This is a genomic window from Arthrobacter sp. zg.Y820, from assembly GCF_030125555.1.
Lineage (GTDB): Bacteria > Actinomycetota > Actinomycetes > Actinomycetales > Micrococcaceae > Arthrobacter_B.
Window position 1 is genome coordinate 354,789 of sequence record NZ_JASKLX010000006.1, and the last position, 16,040, is coordinate 370,828.

General features: G+C 64.8%; 13 protein-coding genes. 3 read left to right on the forward strand and 10 right to left on the reverse strand.

The window, feature by feature from the left end:
- The first annotated feature begins 10 nt into the window (after positions 1–10).
- Positions 11–1,321: a GNAT family N-acetyltransferase gene (locus QNN99_RS06855; protein WP_229965685.1), complete on the forward strand. Its 1,311-nt coding sequence runs from the start codon at positions 11–13 to the stop codon at positions 1,319–1,321.
- A 230-nt stretch (positions 1,322–1,551) separates the two neighbouring features.
- Complete coding sequence (gene rpsA, locus QNN99_RS06860) at positions 1,552–3,024, forward strand: 30S ribosomal protein S1 (RefSeq protein ID WP_229965686.1); 1,473 nt, start codon at positions 1,552–1,554, stop codon at positions 3,022–3,024.
- A gap of 138 nt (positions 3,025–3,162) precedes the next feature.
- On the opposite strand, the gene QNN99_RS06865 is transcribed toward rpsA, so the two are convergent.
- The 7 genes from QNN99_RS06865 to QNN99_RS06895 all read right to left on the reverse strand — a co-directional run bounded on the left by QNN99_RS06865 (position 3,163) and on the right by QNN99_RS06895 (position 11,068).
- Entirely contained in the window at positions 3,163–4,269 is a 1,107-nt protein-coding gene (locus QNN99_RS06865) for a Gfo/Idh/MocA family protein (RefSeq protein ID WP_229965687.1), read from the reverse strand.
- Positions 4,270–4,281: 12 nt separating this feature from the next.
- Positions 4,282–5,256 (reverse strand): LacI family DNA-binding transcriptional regulator, encoded by a 975-nt coding sequence (locus tag QNN99_RS06870; RefSeq protein ID WP_231712691.1) that lies wholly within the window; start codon positions 5,254–5,256, stop codon positions 4,282–4,284.
- Positions 5,257–5,359: 103 nt separating this feature from the next.
- Positions 5,360–6,787, reverse strand: a complete 1,428-nt coding sequence (locus tag QNN99_RS06875; RefSeq protein ID WP_229965689.1) for a GH1 family beta-glucosidase — start codon at positions 6,785–6,787, stop codon at positions 5,360–5,362.
- Entirely contained in the window at positions 6,787–7,704 is a 918-nt protein-coding gene (locus QNN99_RS06880; protein WP_229965690.1) for a carbohydrate ABC transporter permease, read from the reverse strand. Before QNN99_RS06880 ends, QNN99_RS06875 begins: the two co-directional genes overlap by 1 nt.
- On the reverse strand, positions 7,701–8,684 hold the full coding sequence (locus tag QNN99_RS06885; RefSeq protein WP_229965691.1) for a carbohydrate ABC transporter permease: 984 nt from the start codon (positions 8,682–8,684) through the stop codon (positions 7,701–7,703). The genes QNN99_RS06880 and QNN99_RS06885 overlap by 4 nt, the downstream gene beginning before the upstream one ends.
- A 64-nt stretch (positions 8,685–8,748) precedes the next feature.
- On the reverse strand, positions 8,749–10,062 hold the full coding sequence (locus QNN99_RS06890; RefSeq protein ID WP_229965692.1) for an ABC transporter substrate-binding protein: 1,314 nt from the start codon (positions 10,060–10,062) through the stop codon (positions 8,749–8,751).
- A 394-nt stretch (positions 10,063–10,456) separates the two neighbouring features.
- Positions 10,457–11,068 carry a hypothetical protein gene (locus QNN99_RS06895; protein WP_229965693.1) on the reverse strand — a complete coding sequence of 204 codons (612 nt, stop codon included), beginning with the start codon at positions 11,066–11,068 and terminating at the stop codon, positions 10,457–10,459.
- Between the two features lie 92 nt (positions 11,069–11,160).
- Between QNN99_RS06895 and QNN99_RS06900 the strand changes: the two genes are divergently transcribed.
- Positions 11,161–12,396 carry an MFS transporter gene (locus tag QNN99_RS06900; RefSeq protein WP_229965694.1) on the forward strand — a complete coding sequence of 412 codons (1,236 nt, stop codon included), beginning with the start codon at positions 11,161–11,163 and terminating at the stop codon, positions 12,394–12,396.
- 32 nt (positions 12,397–12,428) lie between these two features.
- On the opposite strand, the gene QNN99_RS06905 is transcribed toward QNN99_RS06900, so the two are convergent.
- The 3 genes from QNN99_RS06905 to QNN99_RS06915 form a co-directional block, all read right to left on the reverse strand.
- Positions 12,429–13,064 carry a hypothetical protein gene (locus tag QNN99_RS06905; RefSeq protein WP_229965695.1) on the reverse strand — a complete coding sequence of 212 codons (636 nt, stop codon included), beginning with the start codon at positions 13,062–13,064 and terminating at the stop codon, positions 12,429–12,431.
- Positions 13,065–14,132: 1,068 nt separating this feature from the next.
- Positions 14,133–15,248 (reverse strand): class I SAM-dependent methyltransferase, encoded by a 1,116-nt coding sequence (locus QNN99_RS06910; RefSeq protein ID WP_229965797.1) that lies wholly within the window; start codon positions 15,246–15,248, stop codon positions 14,133–14,135.
- A gap of 85 nt (positions 15,249–15,333) precedes the next feature.
- Positions 15,334–16,011: an IMPACT family protein gene (locus QNN99_RS06915; protein ID WP_229965696.1), complete on the reverse strand. Its 678-nt coding sequence runs from the start codon at positions 16,009–16,011 to the stop codon at positions 15,334–15,336.
- Positions 16,012–16,040 lie beyond the last annotated feature (29 nt).

The window sequence follows — 16,040 nt, forward strand, 5'->3', positions numbered from 1 at the left end:
AGGGGGAAACATGCAGCAGGAAGCCGGCCTGCGGTCCGCATCGTTCGCGCCGGGATACGACGGCGCCGATCCCGCCGTCGATGCCCGGACCGCCAACTGGCTCGACGCCGTCAAGCTCGGGTTCCACGAGCAGCGCGCCGATCCGGCGCGCCTGCCGGCGCTGGTGGACGCCTATCAGCGGGACGGCCGCACGCTCACGGCTGTCTATGACGACCTGGCGCCCGAAGCCGCCTGGGATCCGGCCGTTCCGGTGGCCACCTACGCCACCATGGTCAACACCCTGAACGTGGGCGGCGGGCGGCTGGTTCCGGCCCACCTGGTCACCGCGGTGACGGTGCGCCCCACGCACCGGCGCCGCGGCATCCTGCGCCGGATGATCACCGCCGACCTCACCGGTGCCCGGAAAGCCGGGTTGGCGCTGGCGGCGCTGACGGCGTCGGAGGCAACCATCTACGGCCGCTTCGGTTTTGGCGCTGCCACCTCCACGGCGGAAACCAAGGTCGACACCCGGGGCGGCCTGGAGTTCACGGCACCGCCCAGCGGCAGCGTCGCAGTGGCGGACAGTGCCAAGCTGAAGGTCCTGGCACCGGAAATCTACCGGGCCCATCTTGCAGGCACCCTTGGGGCCCTGGGCCGCCAGCACGGCTACTGGATGCGGGCCTCCGGCACCTGGAGCGAGGAAGGCTCCGAACCGGACAAGGCCCTGCGCGGGGTCATCCGTTACAACACCGACGGCGTTCCCGACGGCTACGCCGCGTACAAGTCCCAGGGCTGGGGGACCGAACCGCACACGGTGAAGGTCACCGACCTGATTGCCGCGACGGACGAGGCATACCGCGAACTGTGGCGCTACCTCGGCTCCCTCGATCTGGTGGACCGCCTGACCTTCAACCATGCGCCGGTGGCCGATCCGCTGCCCTGGATGCTCGCTGACCGCCGCCGGTACCGGGTCGCCGGCGTTGATGACGTCCTGTGGCTGCGGATCCTAAACACCCAGGCTGCCCTGGAAGCGCGCCATTACTCGGGCAGCGGTGCCATCGTCCTCGCCGTAAAGGATTCGCTGGGCCTGGCCGGCGGCAGCTGGCATCTGCAGGCCGACGGCGGAACGGGGACCGCCGCTGCACTGGACGGAGGGCCGGCGCCGTCGGGCACTGCGGCCGTGGAAATCGACGTCGACGCCCTGGGATCCCTGTATCTGGGCGGTGTAAGCGCGCGGACACTGGCGGCTGCGGGGGGAATACGCGGCAGCCGGGACGCGTTGGAGATCCTTGACGCCCTGTTCTCTGCGGGTGCCGCACCCTACTGCAGTACCCATTTCTGACCGGGCTCCGGATTACTTCCCTCAAAGTGTCCCGGGTGCTTTGACCTGAGTTGCGCCCAGCCGCTAGACTGATCTGGCGCGTAATTGCGCGATGAGTAAGCAATTGATTATCCCATTTGTCCATCTCCGGACACACAAGCACTGTCTGAGGCAGGCCGCTACGGCTGCACTGAGTTCGGTGGGAGCGCTTCCGGAATACAAAACAACTTCCACATCGGAGTCCCAACTACATGACCATCACCACCACCGAGAAGTCCGGTACCCCGCAGGTCGCTATCAACGACATCGGTACTGCCGAGGACTTCCTCGCCGCCATTGACGCAACGATCAAGTACTTCAACGACGGCGATCTCGTCGAAGGTACCGTCGTCAAGGTTGACCGCGACGAGGTCCTGCTCGACATCGGTTACAAGACCGAGGGTGTCATCCCTTCCCGTGAGCTTTCCATCAAGCACGACGTTGATCCCGGAGACGTAGTTTCCGTCGGCGATCTGGTCGAAGCTTTGGTTCTCACCAAGGAAGACAAAGAAGGCCGCCTGATTCTCTCCAAGAAGCGCGCACAGTACGAGCGCGCCTGGGGCGACATCGAGAAGGTCAAGGAAGAAGACGGCGTCGTTACCGGTACCGTCATCGAGGTTGTCAAGGGTGGTCTCATCCTGGACATCGGCCTGCGCGGCTTCCTGCCGGCCTCCCTCGTCGAGATGCGTCGTGTCCGCGACCTGGCTCCGTACATCGGCCAGCAGATCGAAGCCAAGATCATCGAACTGGACAAGAACCGCAACAACGTTGTTCTGTCCCGCCGTGCCTGGCTCGAGCAGACGCAGTCCGAGGTTCGCTCCACGTTCCTCAACAAGCTGGAAAAGGGCCAGGTTCGCCCGGGCGTTGTTTCCTCCATCGTCAACTTCGGTGCATTCGTGGACCTTGGCGGCGTAGACGGTCTCGTCCACGTTTCCGAGCTCTCCTGGAAGCACATCGACCACCCCTCCGAGGTCGTTGAAGTTGGCCAGGAAGTCACCGTTGAGGTTCTGGAAGTTGACCTCGACCGCGAGCGTGTCTCCCTGTCGCTGAAGGCTACGCAGGAAGATCCGTGGCAGACCTTCGCCCGCACCCACGCCCTGGGCCAGGTTGTGCCGGGTAAGGTCACCAAGCTGGTTCCGTTCGGTGCGTTCGTTCGCGTCGAAGACGGCATCGAAGGCCTGGTCCACATCTCCGAGCTGGCAGTCCGCCACGTAGAGCTGGCCGAGCAGGTTGTCTCCGTTGGTGACGAACTGTTCGTCAAGGTCATCGACATCGACCTCGAGCGTCGCCGCATCTCCCTGTCGCTCAAGCAGGCCAACGAGGGCGTCGACCCCGAGGGCACCGAGTTCGACCCGGCTCTGTACGGCATGGCCGCAGAGTACGACGAAGCCGGCAACTACAAGTACCCGGAGGGCTTCGACCCCGAGTCCAACGAATGGCTCGAAGGCTACGAGACCCAGCGCGCCGCTTGGGAGCAGCAGTACGCTGACGCCCAGGCTCGTTGGGAGTCCCACAAGAAGCAGGTTGCACAGCACGCTTCTGAGGACATCGCAGCTGCTTCGGACACGTCCGAGTCCGCCTCCACGAGCTACTCCTCCGAGCCGGCCGTTGCTGAGACGGGTGCCGGCACGCTGGCTTCCGACGAAGCACTTGCCGCTCTGCGCGAGAAGCTCACGGGCAACTAATTTCCCCTGGTTGAACTAACCGGTTGAAATAGCTCAACAAAGCGGGCCCCCACTTCGGTGGGGGCCCGCTTTGTCGCATCCGCATCCTTCATACTTCGGCAGGAGACATCAGGGGCCCTTGCGTCCCCAACGCTGCCTTCAGGCGCGGGAATCGTTGGCGTAGCGCAGGCCCAGCTGGGTGCGCACGCCGTCAAGCAGTTCCAGGGTCCGCAGGGTGTCGGCCAGCGGCATGGTCGGGCTCTCCGTGAGGCCCTGCTGGATGCAGCGCGTCACCTCCCGCAGCTGATACGCGTAACCGGCACCAACGTGGTCGAAGGTCTCGACGCGCGCGCCGTCCGGGCCGTGCACGTGCAGCTCCTGCGGGTTGGGAATGTCGCCGCCGCCGGTGCGGAGCCAGCCGGCACTGCAGCTGATCGTGGCGCTTCCCGGCCCCGAAGCGGCAAGCGAGGACGTCAGCTGGGCGTGGCGTCCGTCGTCGTACCGCAGGGTCAGGGCGTTCTGGATGTCCACGCCGCTCCGGTTGAGGACGCCCGAGGCGGTGACGCCGTCGGGGAATCCCAGGGCTCCCATCGCCCAGGTCAGGGTGTAGACGGACAGGTCCAGCAGGGCTCCGCCGCCGGCGGCCGGATCCCACAGCCGGCTGGCAGGATCCTCCGGCGCGGGAAAGCCGAGATCCGCCTGCACCCATGCTGGAGTGCCGAGTTCGCCGGAAGCGAGGACGTCCCAGGCCCGGTTGGCGCTGGGCAGGAACCGGGTCCACAGCGCTTCCATCAGGAACAGGTTGCGTTCCCGGGCCAGCGTGACGAGCTCCGCCGCCTCCGCGGCGTTCACCGTGAACGGCTTCTCGCACAGGACGTGCTTGCCGTGCTCCAGGGCGCTCTTGGTGACCTCGTAGTGCTGGGCGTGCGGCGTGGCCACGTAGACGATGTCGACCGCCGGGTCGGCGAACATGGCCTCGAACCCGCTCGCGCCGTCCGTGCCGTCGGAATTCGTGCTGTCCGAATACGAGGCGGCGAATCCGAAGCGCTCGGCGAAGTCCGCCGCCTTCACGGCACTGCGTGAGCTGACCGCGTGCAGGACGGAGTCCTCGAGCAGGGCGATATCGGCAGTGACCGTGGCGGCAATGCCGCCGGTGGCCACCACCGCCCAGTGCAGGGGGCGGCCGGTCGCGGCCAGGGGAGGGGGTGCACCGGCGGCGGCGCCGGGCGGACGGACAAAGTGCCGGGGCGCGGTGGAAAGAGACATGCGGGGAGCTCCTTAGGCGGATTCTCGGACAACCAGGGACGTGGGCAGCCGGTGAACGCGTTCCGCCGGGCGGCCTTCGATCAGCTCAACCAGCAGCTCGGCCATTTTCTCGCCCAGGGCGGCGATCGGATGATGGATGGTGGTCAGCGCCGGGCTGAGGCTGGTGGCGTAGAAGTCGTCATCAAAGCCGACGACGGCGATGTCCTCCGGAATGCGCAGCCCGCGTTCCTTGATGGCCGAGTAGGCACCGGCGGCCATCTGGTCATTGGCGGCAAAGAGACCGTCCAGGGGTTTGCCGCGGTCCAGCAGCCGGCGCATGGCCGCGGCACCGGACGTCACGGTGAAGTCGCCGGTTTCCACCAGCGCATCATCGAGGCCGGCCTGCTGCAGGGCCGTGCGCCAGCCGGCGAGCCGGTCCACGCCCGGCGGCATGTCCTGCGGGCCGGCGATGGTGGCGATGTTTCGCCGGCCGGCCCGGATCAGGTGCGTTGTGGCGTCAAACGCTCCTTCCTCGTTGTCGACCTCCACAAAATAGCTGTCCGCCAGGCCCATCAGGGGGCGCCCGGCAAAGACCAGGGGCAGGGACGCGTTCAGATCCGACCAGGAGTGGTCGCCGCTGTGGTGGGACACCACGAGCACGCCGTCCACGTTGCCGCCCAGCAGGTAGCGGCGGGTCTTTTCCGGGTTCGCTTCCGACGAGGTGACCATGTTCAGCATGTACTCGGTGGTGTTCAGGTACCTGGCGACGCCTTCCACCACGGTGGCAAAAAACGGATCCGCGAAGACCTTGGAGGTGGATTCCGGAACCAGCAGCGTTACTGTGTTGGTCCGCCGGCTGGCCAGGGTCCGGGCCGCCCGGTTCGGCACGTAGTTCAGGGTCCGGACGGCCTTTTCCACGGAACTGGCCAGATGCGGGTCCACTGACGCCGCGCCGTTGACCACGCGGGAGACAGTGGCCCGGGACACGCCGGCCAGGGCCGCCACCATCTCAAGCGTGGGGGCGGGCCTGGCGGAGCCGGATTCGGTGCTCACTGTGTTCTTCCTGCGTGGTTGGACCGGGACTGCGGCTGGCTTTCCACTGTACCGTCACTCACACAGCGGGCGCCGCTGCACGGCTGGCTGCGATCAGCCGGCTGTACGCATGGCCGCTGTCCTTGACGGTCCGTTTCTGGGTGTCGTAGTCGACGCGGACAATCCCGAAACGCTTGCTGTAGCCCCAGGACCATTCGAAGTTGTCCAGCAGTGACCAGACGAAGTAGCCGCGGACATCAGCCCCGGCGTCGATGGCACGGCCGACGGCGTCGATGTGGTCGAGGATGAACTGCGTGCGCTCGGGATCGGGAACGCTCCCATCGGCGGCGACGACGTCGTTGTACGCGGCGCCGTTTTCGGTGATGTACAGCGGCGGCAGCGCCGGATACTCCTCGCCCAGGCGGACCAGCAGCTTGCGCAGGCCGTCGGGATTGACCTCCCAGTCCATGGCGGTGCGGGGGAGGCCCCGGCTCGGGAAAGCGATCTGGTCGGCGCCGATCCAGGGTGAGGCCGACGGGCGCCCCGACCCGCCGGAGTGGCCGTCCGCCCCGGAGGTGTCAGGATGGCCGCTGATCAGGTCGTCGTGGTAGTGGTTCACGCCCAGGAAGTCGATCGGCGCCGCGATGATTTCCAAGTCTCCGGGACGGATGACCTCGCCCAGCCCAAACGGTTCCAGGTCCGCCAGCGTGTCCTGCGGATAGGCGCCCCGGAGGATGGGGTCGAGGAAGATGCGGTTCTGCAGGGAATCGAAGAGGCGGGCAGCTTCCAGGTCCGCGGGATCGGCGGAATCCCGCGGAATGGAGTTGCTCAGGTTCAGGGTGATGCCGAGCTGCTGGGCTCCCCGGCTGCGCAGCTCGGTGACAGCCAGGCCGTGGGCCAGATGCTGGTGGTGAACGGCGGCAATGGCAGCCCGGGGTTCCTGCCGGCCGGGTGCGTGCACGCCGGAGCCGTATCCGAGCAGCGACGAGCAGAACGGTTCGTTGAACGTGGTCCAGTGCTGCACCCGGTCGCCCAGGGCGGAATAGACATCGTTGGCGTAGTCAACGAACCGGTGCGCGGTGTCGCGGTTGGCCCAGCCGCCGGCCTCTTCCAGGGCCTGCGGCAGGTCCCAGTGGTAGAGCGTCAGCCAGGGCAGGATGCCGGCTTCAAGGAGCTCATCCACCAGCCGCGAGTAGAAGTCCAGCCCCTTGGCGTTGGCGCTGCGGCCGCCGGGCCGGACCCGGGCCCAGCTCGTGGAGAAGCGGTAGGAGTCCAGCCCCAGCTCCTTCATCAGGGCCACGTCCGCCGGCATCCGGTGGTAGTGGTCCACTGCCGTTGCGGGGGTGTCGCCGTTGAGGATGTTGCCGGGAGTGCGCGCAAAGGCATCCCAGACCGATTCCTCCTTGCCGTCCTCCGCCGCCGCACCTTCGACCTGGGCGGCTGCGGTCGCCGATCCCCAGATAAAGCCGGCCGGCCAGTTGGTCTCCACCGAAGAATTGATAGTCATTAGCCCTTCACTGCTCCCTGCATAATTCCGGAAATAAGTTGTTTGCCTGCCACTACAAAGAGAATCAGCAGGGGAATGGTCGCCATGACGGCGCCGGTGAGGACCACCGAGTAGTCCACGTAGCGGTCCGACTGCAGCTGGCTCAGCGCCGTCTGCAGCGTGGGATTGCCCGTGCCGAGGACCAGCAGCGGCCACATAAAGTCGGTCCACGCCATCATGAACGTGAAGAGGCTCAGAATGGCCATCGCCGGCTTGGCGGCCGGGAGCGCCACATGCCAAAAGGTCCTGATCATGTTGGCGCCGTCCATGCGCGCCGATTCGATCAGTTCGTCGGGGATCACGTCCACCAGGTACTGGCGCATGAAGAAGACGCCGAAGGCCGTGACCAGGCTGGGCACGATCACCGCTCCGATTTCACCGGTCCAGCCAAGCTTCTGCATCACCATGAACAGCGGAATGATGCCGAGCTGGGTGGGGATGGCCATGGTGGCGATCACCGCGACCATCAGGACGCCGCGGCCCCTGAACGGAAGTTTGGCGAAGGCGTACCCGGCGAGCGTGGAAAAGACGACGACGGAAACGGTGATGGTGCCGGAAATGAGGAAGCTGTTGCCCAGTGCCTTCCAGAACGGCACGGTGTCGAACACCTCACCGACGTTGATCCAGAAGTTTCCGCCCGGCAACAGCGGGGGCCAGTTCGTGCCGAGGGCTTCGTTGGAACGGGAACCGACGACGGCGGACCACCACAGCGGGTAGGCCGAGCCGGCCAGGAAGGCCAGCAGGATGCCGTAGGCGAGGAAGCCGGGTCGGCGGTTGTTGCCGAAAAACCTGCCGGTCCGGCGGCCGCCGGCGGGCTTTCCGGAGCCTGACGTGATGCCCGTTCCGGGGACGGCTCGGGCTTTTTGCAGGACGCTCATCGCGTGCTCCTAACCCGGCGGGGCTTGGCATCCGCCGTGGCGATTTTTTTGGAGATCAGGAAGTTGACGACGCCAACCAGCACAATGATCAGGAACAGGATCCACGCGATGGCCGATGCTTTTCCGAAGTTCTGCCGCTGGAATGCCATCTCCCAGAGGTAGAGCACAGTGGTCTGGAACTGGCGCTGGCTGCCGCCCGCGGTTACCGAGTCGAAGAGCCGGGGCTCAGCGAAGATCTGCAGTCCGCCGATCGTGGAGGTGATGACCACGAAGATCATTGTCGGCCGGATGCTGGGCAGGGTGATGCTGAAGAACCGCCGGAACGGGCCGGCGCCGTCGATGGCGGCGGACTCGTAGATGTCGCGGGGAACCGCCTGCATGGCGGCCAGCAGGATCAGGGCGTTGTAGCCGGTCCAGCGCCAGTTGACCATCGTCGCGATGGCAAAGTGGCTGGGCAGGGTTTCGGTCTTCCAGAGGATCGGCTCGATTCCCAGGTTGCCGAGGATGTTGTTGATCAGCCCGTACTGCTCACCGAACATGCTGGTGAAGATCAGGGCCACTGCCACCGGGGTCACCACGTAGGGGAGGAGCACGCTCATGCGCCAGAAGGTCTTGGCCCGCAGGTTCTGGTCCAGGACGGCGGCCAGGAACAAGGCGACGGCGAGCTGGGGAATGGCGGAGAGCAGGAAAATGCTGAAGGTGTTGAAGAGTGAGTTCCAGAAGTACCGATCGGTCATCACGGCAGTGAAGTTCTGCAGCCCGATGAACTCACCCTGCCCCTTGAGCAGATGCCAGTCATGCAGGGAGACGTAGAAGGTGAAGAGCAGCGGGAAGAGCCCCACGACGGCGAACACAATGAAGAACGGGGAGATGTAGAGGTAGGGGGAAGCTTTGACGTCCCAGACGTTCAGGCGTTGCCGGAACGTTGGCTGGGGCTTGGCCGGCGGTGTCGCCTGCGGACGGTTAATTGTGGTGGTCATGGGGTTCTCGCGCTCCCTAAGGGGGGGTCCCCAGCCGCAGCTGGAGACCCCGCAGCGGTGGATGCTAGTTGTTGACAACCAGCTCGTCGAGGAGCTTGAGCGCTTCAGCCCAGGCCTCATCGGTGTCGGCGCTGCCGGTTTCCAGCAGGTCCAGGGCGGGGCCGAAGACATTCTCCTGGATGACGGAATCATCCGGACCCTTGAACTGTGCGACTACGCCCTCGGCGCGGGAAGCCAGGATGGCGCCGGTGGGCGCATCGTTGAAGTACTCGTTGGGCGTGGCGTCGGCCGCGAGCTTCTCCTGCGCCTCTACGGTGCTGGGGAAGTTGTTGGCCGCTGCGCTCTGCTTGACCTGCTGCTCCGGGGCGGTCAGCCAGGTTGCCAGTTTCGCGGCTTCCTCGGGGTGCTCGGACGTTTCGGGAACGGACAGGAAGGCTCCGCCCCAGTTGGACGCGCCGCCGGGGAAGACGTCGGCGAAGTCCCAGCCGCTGTCAGTGCCGCCGCCGGCTGATTCGATCGAGCCCTGAATGGTGCCGAGCATCCAGCCGGGGCAGACGAAGGTGGCGAAGGAGCCGTCAAGGAAGGCCTGGCCCTTGCCCCAGTCCCATTCGGTCTGGTTGCCGGAGAGTCCGTCGGAGGTGGCGGACGCGAGCTGCTCGAACTTTTCCTTCATGGCAGCGTTGCCTACGACGTTCAGTTCGCCGTCCTTGGTGTAGTAGCCCTCGTCCATCTGGTTCACCATGGAGTTCCAGACGAAGCCTGACTGGTCGTACCAGGCCTTGCCGGTCTTCTCGTGGTAGGCGCGGCCGGCTTCGAAGTAGGTGTCCCACGTGGCGTCGTCGCCGCCGAAGTACTCGGCCACGGCTTCCCGGTCGCTGGGCAGCCCGGCGGCTTCAAAAAGCTTGCCGTTGTAGCACAGGCCCTGCGGTCCGATGTCGGTTCCGTAGCCGATGACCCGGCCGTCGGCGTCGGTGCCCTGCTTGTACTTCCACTCCACCCAGTTGTCCTTGACGTCTGCCGCACCGTACTCGTTGAGGTCAACGAACTTGTCGGAGACCTCCATGATGGCGCCCAGCCAGCCTTCCTCAATGGCCACCACGTCACTGACGCCCGAGCCTGCACCCAGCTTGGTGAAGAGATCGGTGCGGGCGTTGCCGCCGGTGTCGATGTTGGTGGGCTCGATGTCGATGCCGGGATTGGCTTCTTCATACTCGGCGTACAGATCGTCGTAGCCGAAGGTTCCGAAGGTGGTCACCGTCAGCTTGACGGGATTGTCTTCGCTGGCGGCTTCCTGGTCGCCGCCGCCGCAGCCTACGGCGAGCAGGGCCACTACGGCGGCACCTGCCACAGCCGCTGCGGGATGTCGGAAATTCTTCACGGTCACTCCTTTGTGTGTGGATAGAGCAGTAAATATCCCGGGGCAGTGGACCGTGCCGTGTGGTTCTCGTGAGGCCTGATCGACGGAAGCGGGAAGCGAAGGGGAGGGGAAAGCTGGTACAGAGTCGTACGCTCCGTAGAACCTGACGGATATCGGGTCTGTGAGAGAGCGCTCTCTTGACGTTCCAATCACACTAGAAGTGATACGGGTCACTGTCAAGAGAGCGCTCTCTGAGTTTTTCCGGCGGGGCTGCGGGAGAGTGGCCAGGTCAACGCTGCGGCTGATTCCAGGGGGCGCCGTAAAAGGTCCTTCCGCGAACTATCAGCGGTGTGCTGGACCGAGGGATGCCGTCCCCGGTTCGCTGCGCGTGGCGGCGTCTGGGGTTCCCCTTGACCTAGAGTCCCGTCAGGGCTTCCTTCACGAGGGACAGGACTTCGGCGTCCAGGCCCCGGAGCGCGAAATCAGTGTCAGTGGTGGCGTAGGACGCGGCACCTTGCCAGTCTGACTTCACCGGTGCTCCGTCGATGCACCAGAATGTATTTCCTTCGTGTCCGTCGACCTCCAGGACAATCTTTACGGCGTCCCGCGGGCCACGGGGGGTCTGAATGGTTTCGTGTCCATGGCGGACGAAAGAGGCCGAAGCTGCCGTCGAAGGATTGTCTTCGTGGAACTGGTGGAACTCTCGTGTGGGAGCGGTGGTGGACAGAAAGTCCGTCAGCACCAGATGCGCGGCATAGCTGGGGATCGGGGTGCGGGTGTCTCGTTGTGGCCCCGGTTCCGCAGCCCGGACTTCGACGTTGGTGTTCTGGAGATGATCGACGTACCTGTAGGCGGTCCAGTTGAACACATTGGTGGTGAAGCGGGTTTCCTGAAACAAGTGGACGACAGGTCCGCCTTGGGTCCTGAAGGCAAGCGTTGTCTGAATCCGGTCTTCTGACACATGGCGGATTAGTGCGCCGATCTTGGCGCCACCTTCATGAAAGGAGTTGATTTCCGTTGTTGTCATGGATGCAAAGTAGCACCATCGGGGAGGATATGGATTACGAAGTGTTGACGGAAATGTTGAAGCTGTGAATCGGGTGGCCTCATATGAGATTTGTGCGGGAAAACCCCGGTTTTTCAGTGCTGTGGGCGATTAACTTCGCCTCCTCCATGGTGGGTTGGTCGATGGGAATTGCCCTCAGCGTCCATATCTATCGGCTGACCGGGTCAGCCCTGTGGACCGCCGTGTTCGCCGCCACTCCTGCGCTAGCAGGACTTGTATTTGGCCATGTAGCCGGAACGGTGGCGGATCGCTGGAATCCGCTTCGGGTGGTGCAACTCACCCTGGCGTTGCGGGTCGTCGTTTTGTTGGGGTTGTTCGTGGTTGCTGAAGCGCCGTTCAAATTGGCACTTCTGGTCTTCCTGCAAGCCGTCATCCAACAGATTTATCGACCGGCAGAACAGGTACTGATCGCTGATTTAGTGTCGGCTGATAACCTTCCTCAAGCCAACGGCCTCAATTCGTTTGCATCGAATGCCACTCGGCTTGTTGCTCCGGCGCTTGGTGGCTTCATTATGGTTCTCGTCGGGTTTAGCGGGACCGCGCTCGGCTTGACTGTCTTCATGACATGTTCGGCTATCTTGAGCCTTACACTGGGTCGCTGGTACCGTCCGAAGCCGCCGCGGGATGATAACGAAGGGTCCGACGGCACAGCGCCCAGTGGTATGCAGCCTGTCGGCACCTACCTAAAATTGTTGCGGCGGAATCCCCGGGTGAGGGGTTTAGTTCTTCTCCAAATCCTCGACGCCGTCAAAGAGGGGCCGCTCACCGCTCTGTTTCCCGTCTTAATGTTGGGGGTAGTGGGCGCCACGGCTAGTGAAATGGGACTGGCCAGCAGTGCGTTCGCCGTGTCGGCCGTCTTGGCAGGTCCGCTGATGGGAACAGCCATCAAGCGGGCTGGCTATCACCTGCCGGTTATCGCCGGAGCGGCCGTGGCTCAAAGCCTGATCGTCGTTCTGGTGATCTGGCCCTCCTTCCCGATGGCCCTCATTGTATTTTTTCTATCCGGACTGCCTTTCACGGTGTCCTGGGTGGGGAGCCAGACCTGGCTGTTGTTGACGGCGCCGTTAGCTATGAGAGGCCGCGTTATTGGTACGAGTGGAGCTATCTACTCGGGTGTTTTGTTAACCACAATGCTGGGCAGTGGTGCTCTGGCCGACATCGTGGGTGTCCAGTGGGCGATAGGGGCCGCCGCAGCTGTCGCCGTCCTTGGTCTCATTCCCGTCCACCTCCTGTTGCGGTCCGGGGTGAGCTCTATGGACGCCGGTGCCGTTCCGCAAACGCAGAATTGATTGTCATGCCACCGAGCTCGCGGCCTCATCTCTTACGCGACCAGGAAGAAGTAAAAGGAAAGATGGAGGGCGAGATTCAAATGAAGAGTTTTCAACGCCAGGCGTAGCGATGCGAGGACGAATCCGAGAGCGAGGATCGACAGGCTCGGTAGGACGTGAACGGGTGCGAAGCTTTGCGGAAGGAACACTGCGTGGCCGATCCAGAACATGACCGCACTGGCGACGAGCACACCCCATAATGGCATCCGTTCTCGCAGGTAGCTCTGCAACAGCCCGAAGGTGAGGTAGTTCTGCCAGAACACGGAGACAGTCATCCAGAACATGTACAACGCCACGGGAGCCTCCAGCTCGTAGCGAAACGGCACCGTCAAGGCCAGCGCGAGCGGCAGCGCGTACAGCCACCCCGACCGCGAGTGTGCAAAGAGGACCCGGTTGTACCGAGGATGCGCGAGGAGAAGGACGATGACAATGATGAGCGCCATATTCGTCTCGATAAGTATCGACACGTCAGCATCACTGGTGAAAAATTTGCCGGCACCATTGGCAAGAAGTCCTGGCGTGAGATACCAAAGGCCGAGCCATAGTGCAGCTGCCAGAACGAGCATCGTCCATGAAAGACGAGGGCGGGCGCTGGAGATCGTTGCACCCGTTTTTTGTGGCACAGTCACGACGGAAACCTGGAAGTCATGGGCCCACACTACCGACCTGGGAATTCTTGGCCAGCGCGTATGGATGTCAATCCGGTAAATCAGCCACAACCGGCCCGGCCGGTAATGCAGCCAGTTGTCCTGAATAGAATCAGGTCAATGAAAGGGCGGGATACGGATGAGAAACAGGATAATAAATCCACGATCTGACGGACAAAATCACTCGGGACGTCTCATCGTGAGTATCGGATGACACCCGCAACACCTGGGCCGCCCGGTGGCGTGCCGAGCCTGCGCCTGCTGTTTTCCCCCGAGAGCTACAACCTTGGTGAGACAACGCGCGGGATCGAGGTAGCTGCCGAGGCGAACTTGCGTGGCCATGAAACAAGATTCCACATCTACTCGCGGCGTTACCTCTCGACGATTGAAGATGGTGGACAACCGGTCCGCCTCACCCGGCCGATCATGTCGGACCGCGAAGCTGATCAGATCATGGCGCTCGACCAGGGGCGGGGGGATCCGGCATCCCTTCACCCGCGATCTGATTCGTCGACGGGTCCTGTCCGAGATCGCGGCGATCCGACAGTTCGGCGCTGACGCCGTCGTCGTAGGCTCTAACCCGACCATGTTCCTCGCTGCCCGGATTGCCGGTGTAACGCTTTTCTACATACGCCCTATTACCTCTCCACCACACATCTGTCCGTAGGTACTGCCACTGGTACGGGGAGGGCCCCGTGGGCCCTTCGAATGCTCGCCCGGGTCAGCACCTGGAAACCACGAGCATTCTCCCGGATAGCCCGCGAGTTCGGACTGGAGCTACCGCGCCGGACGGTCGATGCACTCTCCGCAGACGTGAACCCGATCGCCTCACTGTTTCCAACGTTACGGGAGGACCCCACTACACCGAGCCCAAGAACTCGGAGTGCGAATGCGCGGGCTCGATGGCCCTGCCCGCGCCGTCGACGCTATGGAGAGGCACTTGGAAACTCATGCGGAGGCCAGGAACGTCAGCACAGGTTAAGGCCGGTGAGTGCGGATGGCGGAACAGGATGTGCCGGCTCCTCCGGATTCGTCCGGCCCCAATAAACCTTACCGGCGCGTGCTGACCGTCACCGTGAACTTCGGGTTCCGGGCCACTTCCCGGGTGGGGCCCACCAGCCGGTTCAGCGCCGCCTTGTAGGTGAGGTGGCTGTTCCACACGGTCCACAGCTCACCTCCGGGCCGCAGCACGCGGCCGGCGTCGGCAAAGAGCTTCAGGGCAATTCCGGCGTGCACGCTGGCGCCGATGTGGAACGGCGGGTTCAGGACCACCAGGTCCTCCGAGCTGTCCGGCAGCCCGGCGAGGGCATCGTCGCGGCGCACCTCCACCCGGTCGGCCACGCCGTTGGCTTCGGCAGTGCGCGCTGCCGAAGCCACCGCCGCAGCCGACTGGTCCGTCGCCACCACGTGCAGGTTCGGGCGGCTCAGCGCCAGGTACGCGGCAATGGCGCCGGTGCCGCAGCCCAGATCAACGGCGCGTTCCGCCGGCCGGACTCCGGCCAGGTGCGGCAGGAGGAACCGGGTGCCGATATCCAGGGCCGGACCGGCAAAGGCAGCACCGTGGGCCCAGAGTTCCAGGGGCGCCGCCAGGCCGACGTCGTGCCGAGAGGACACCGGAAAGCGGGCCGCCGGGCGCTGCTCCGGCGGCAGGGGAGCGCGGACGGTCAGGATCCGCGACTTCTGCCGGGCCAGCCCGGCCGTCACGGAGGCGAAATAGCGTCCCAGCACGTCGTTCATGGCGGTGGACATGTGCTTGAGCCGGCCGCCGGCGTACACCACCACCTCGGGGGACGCGTGCGCGGCGATCAGCTCGGTAATCTCCTCCAGCGCGTCCAGCGACCGGGGCAGGCGCAGCAGCACCACGCGGGCGCCCGTCACGAGTCCCGGCTCCAGGCCATGGTGCGCAAAGGCGCCCTCCAGGCCCAGCTTCCGCGCATTCCGCTCCAGCGCCAGCTCGCCGCTCAGCGGGTCCTGGTGCACCCTCAGGCCCGACAGGCCGTGCCGGGCTGCCGCTGCCAGCGTCAGGGCACCGTAGGAATCCCCGATGACGACGACGGCGCCCGATGCCGCGGCGGACAGGTCATCCGCTGCAGTGTCGAGCAGCAGCCGGTCGGCGGCATCCCAGGCCTGGAGGTTGTCGGCCTCCACATCGGGCCTGCGGCTCAGCCGGGCGAAGTCGAAGCCGGCAGCGTCGAAGTCGGCAGCGTCGAGGCCGGCGCCGCCGGTGCCGGCATCGCTGCCGGTGGGGAAGTCAGTCAAGGTCGATCCATTTCGTTCCGAGGGGGACCGGGTCGGAGGCTCCGGCGGTCAGGGCGGCGAGCCGGGAGTGGAAGGCCGCCAGGGCGTCCGGGGTGTCGGGCAGCGCGACGCTAAGCTGCGCGCCCGCGGCCGAGTACTCGGTGCCCAGGACGCTCACTCCGGCCGAACGAAGGTCATTTTCCAACCGGCCGGCCGCGGAATGCCCGGCCGGAATGCCGTACAGCTGCATCCGACGGCGCCGGACCAGCGCAGCGCCGGCCACCGCTGAGGACACCGATTCCGAATAGGCGCGCACCAGGCCGCCGGCGCCGAGCAGGATGCCGCCGAAGTAGCGCACGGTGACCGCAGCGACATCGCTCAGGTCCGCGGCGCCGTCGAACGTCTCCCGTTTGGTCAGCGCTTCCAGCATGGGAATGCCGGCGGTGCCGGAGGGTTCGCCGTCGTCGCTGGAGCGCTGCACGCTCCGGTCCGGGCCCAGCACAAAGGCGCTGCAGTGATGGCGGGCGTCGTGGAATTCGCGGCGCAGCCCGGCGACCAGTGCCCGGGCCTGTTCTTCGGTTTCAACCCGCCGCAGGACGGTAATGAAGCGTGAACGCTTGATCTCCAGCTCGTGCCGGTGTTCGCCGGCAACGGTGGTGTAGCGCCCCGTTGTTCCGACCTGTTCATTCACCTGTCCAGTTTAGGCGCTGCCGCGGGACT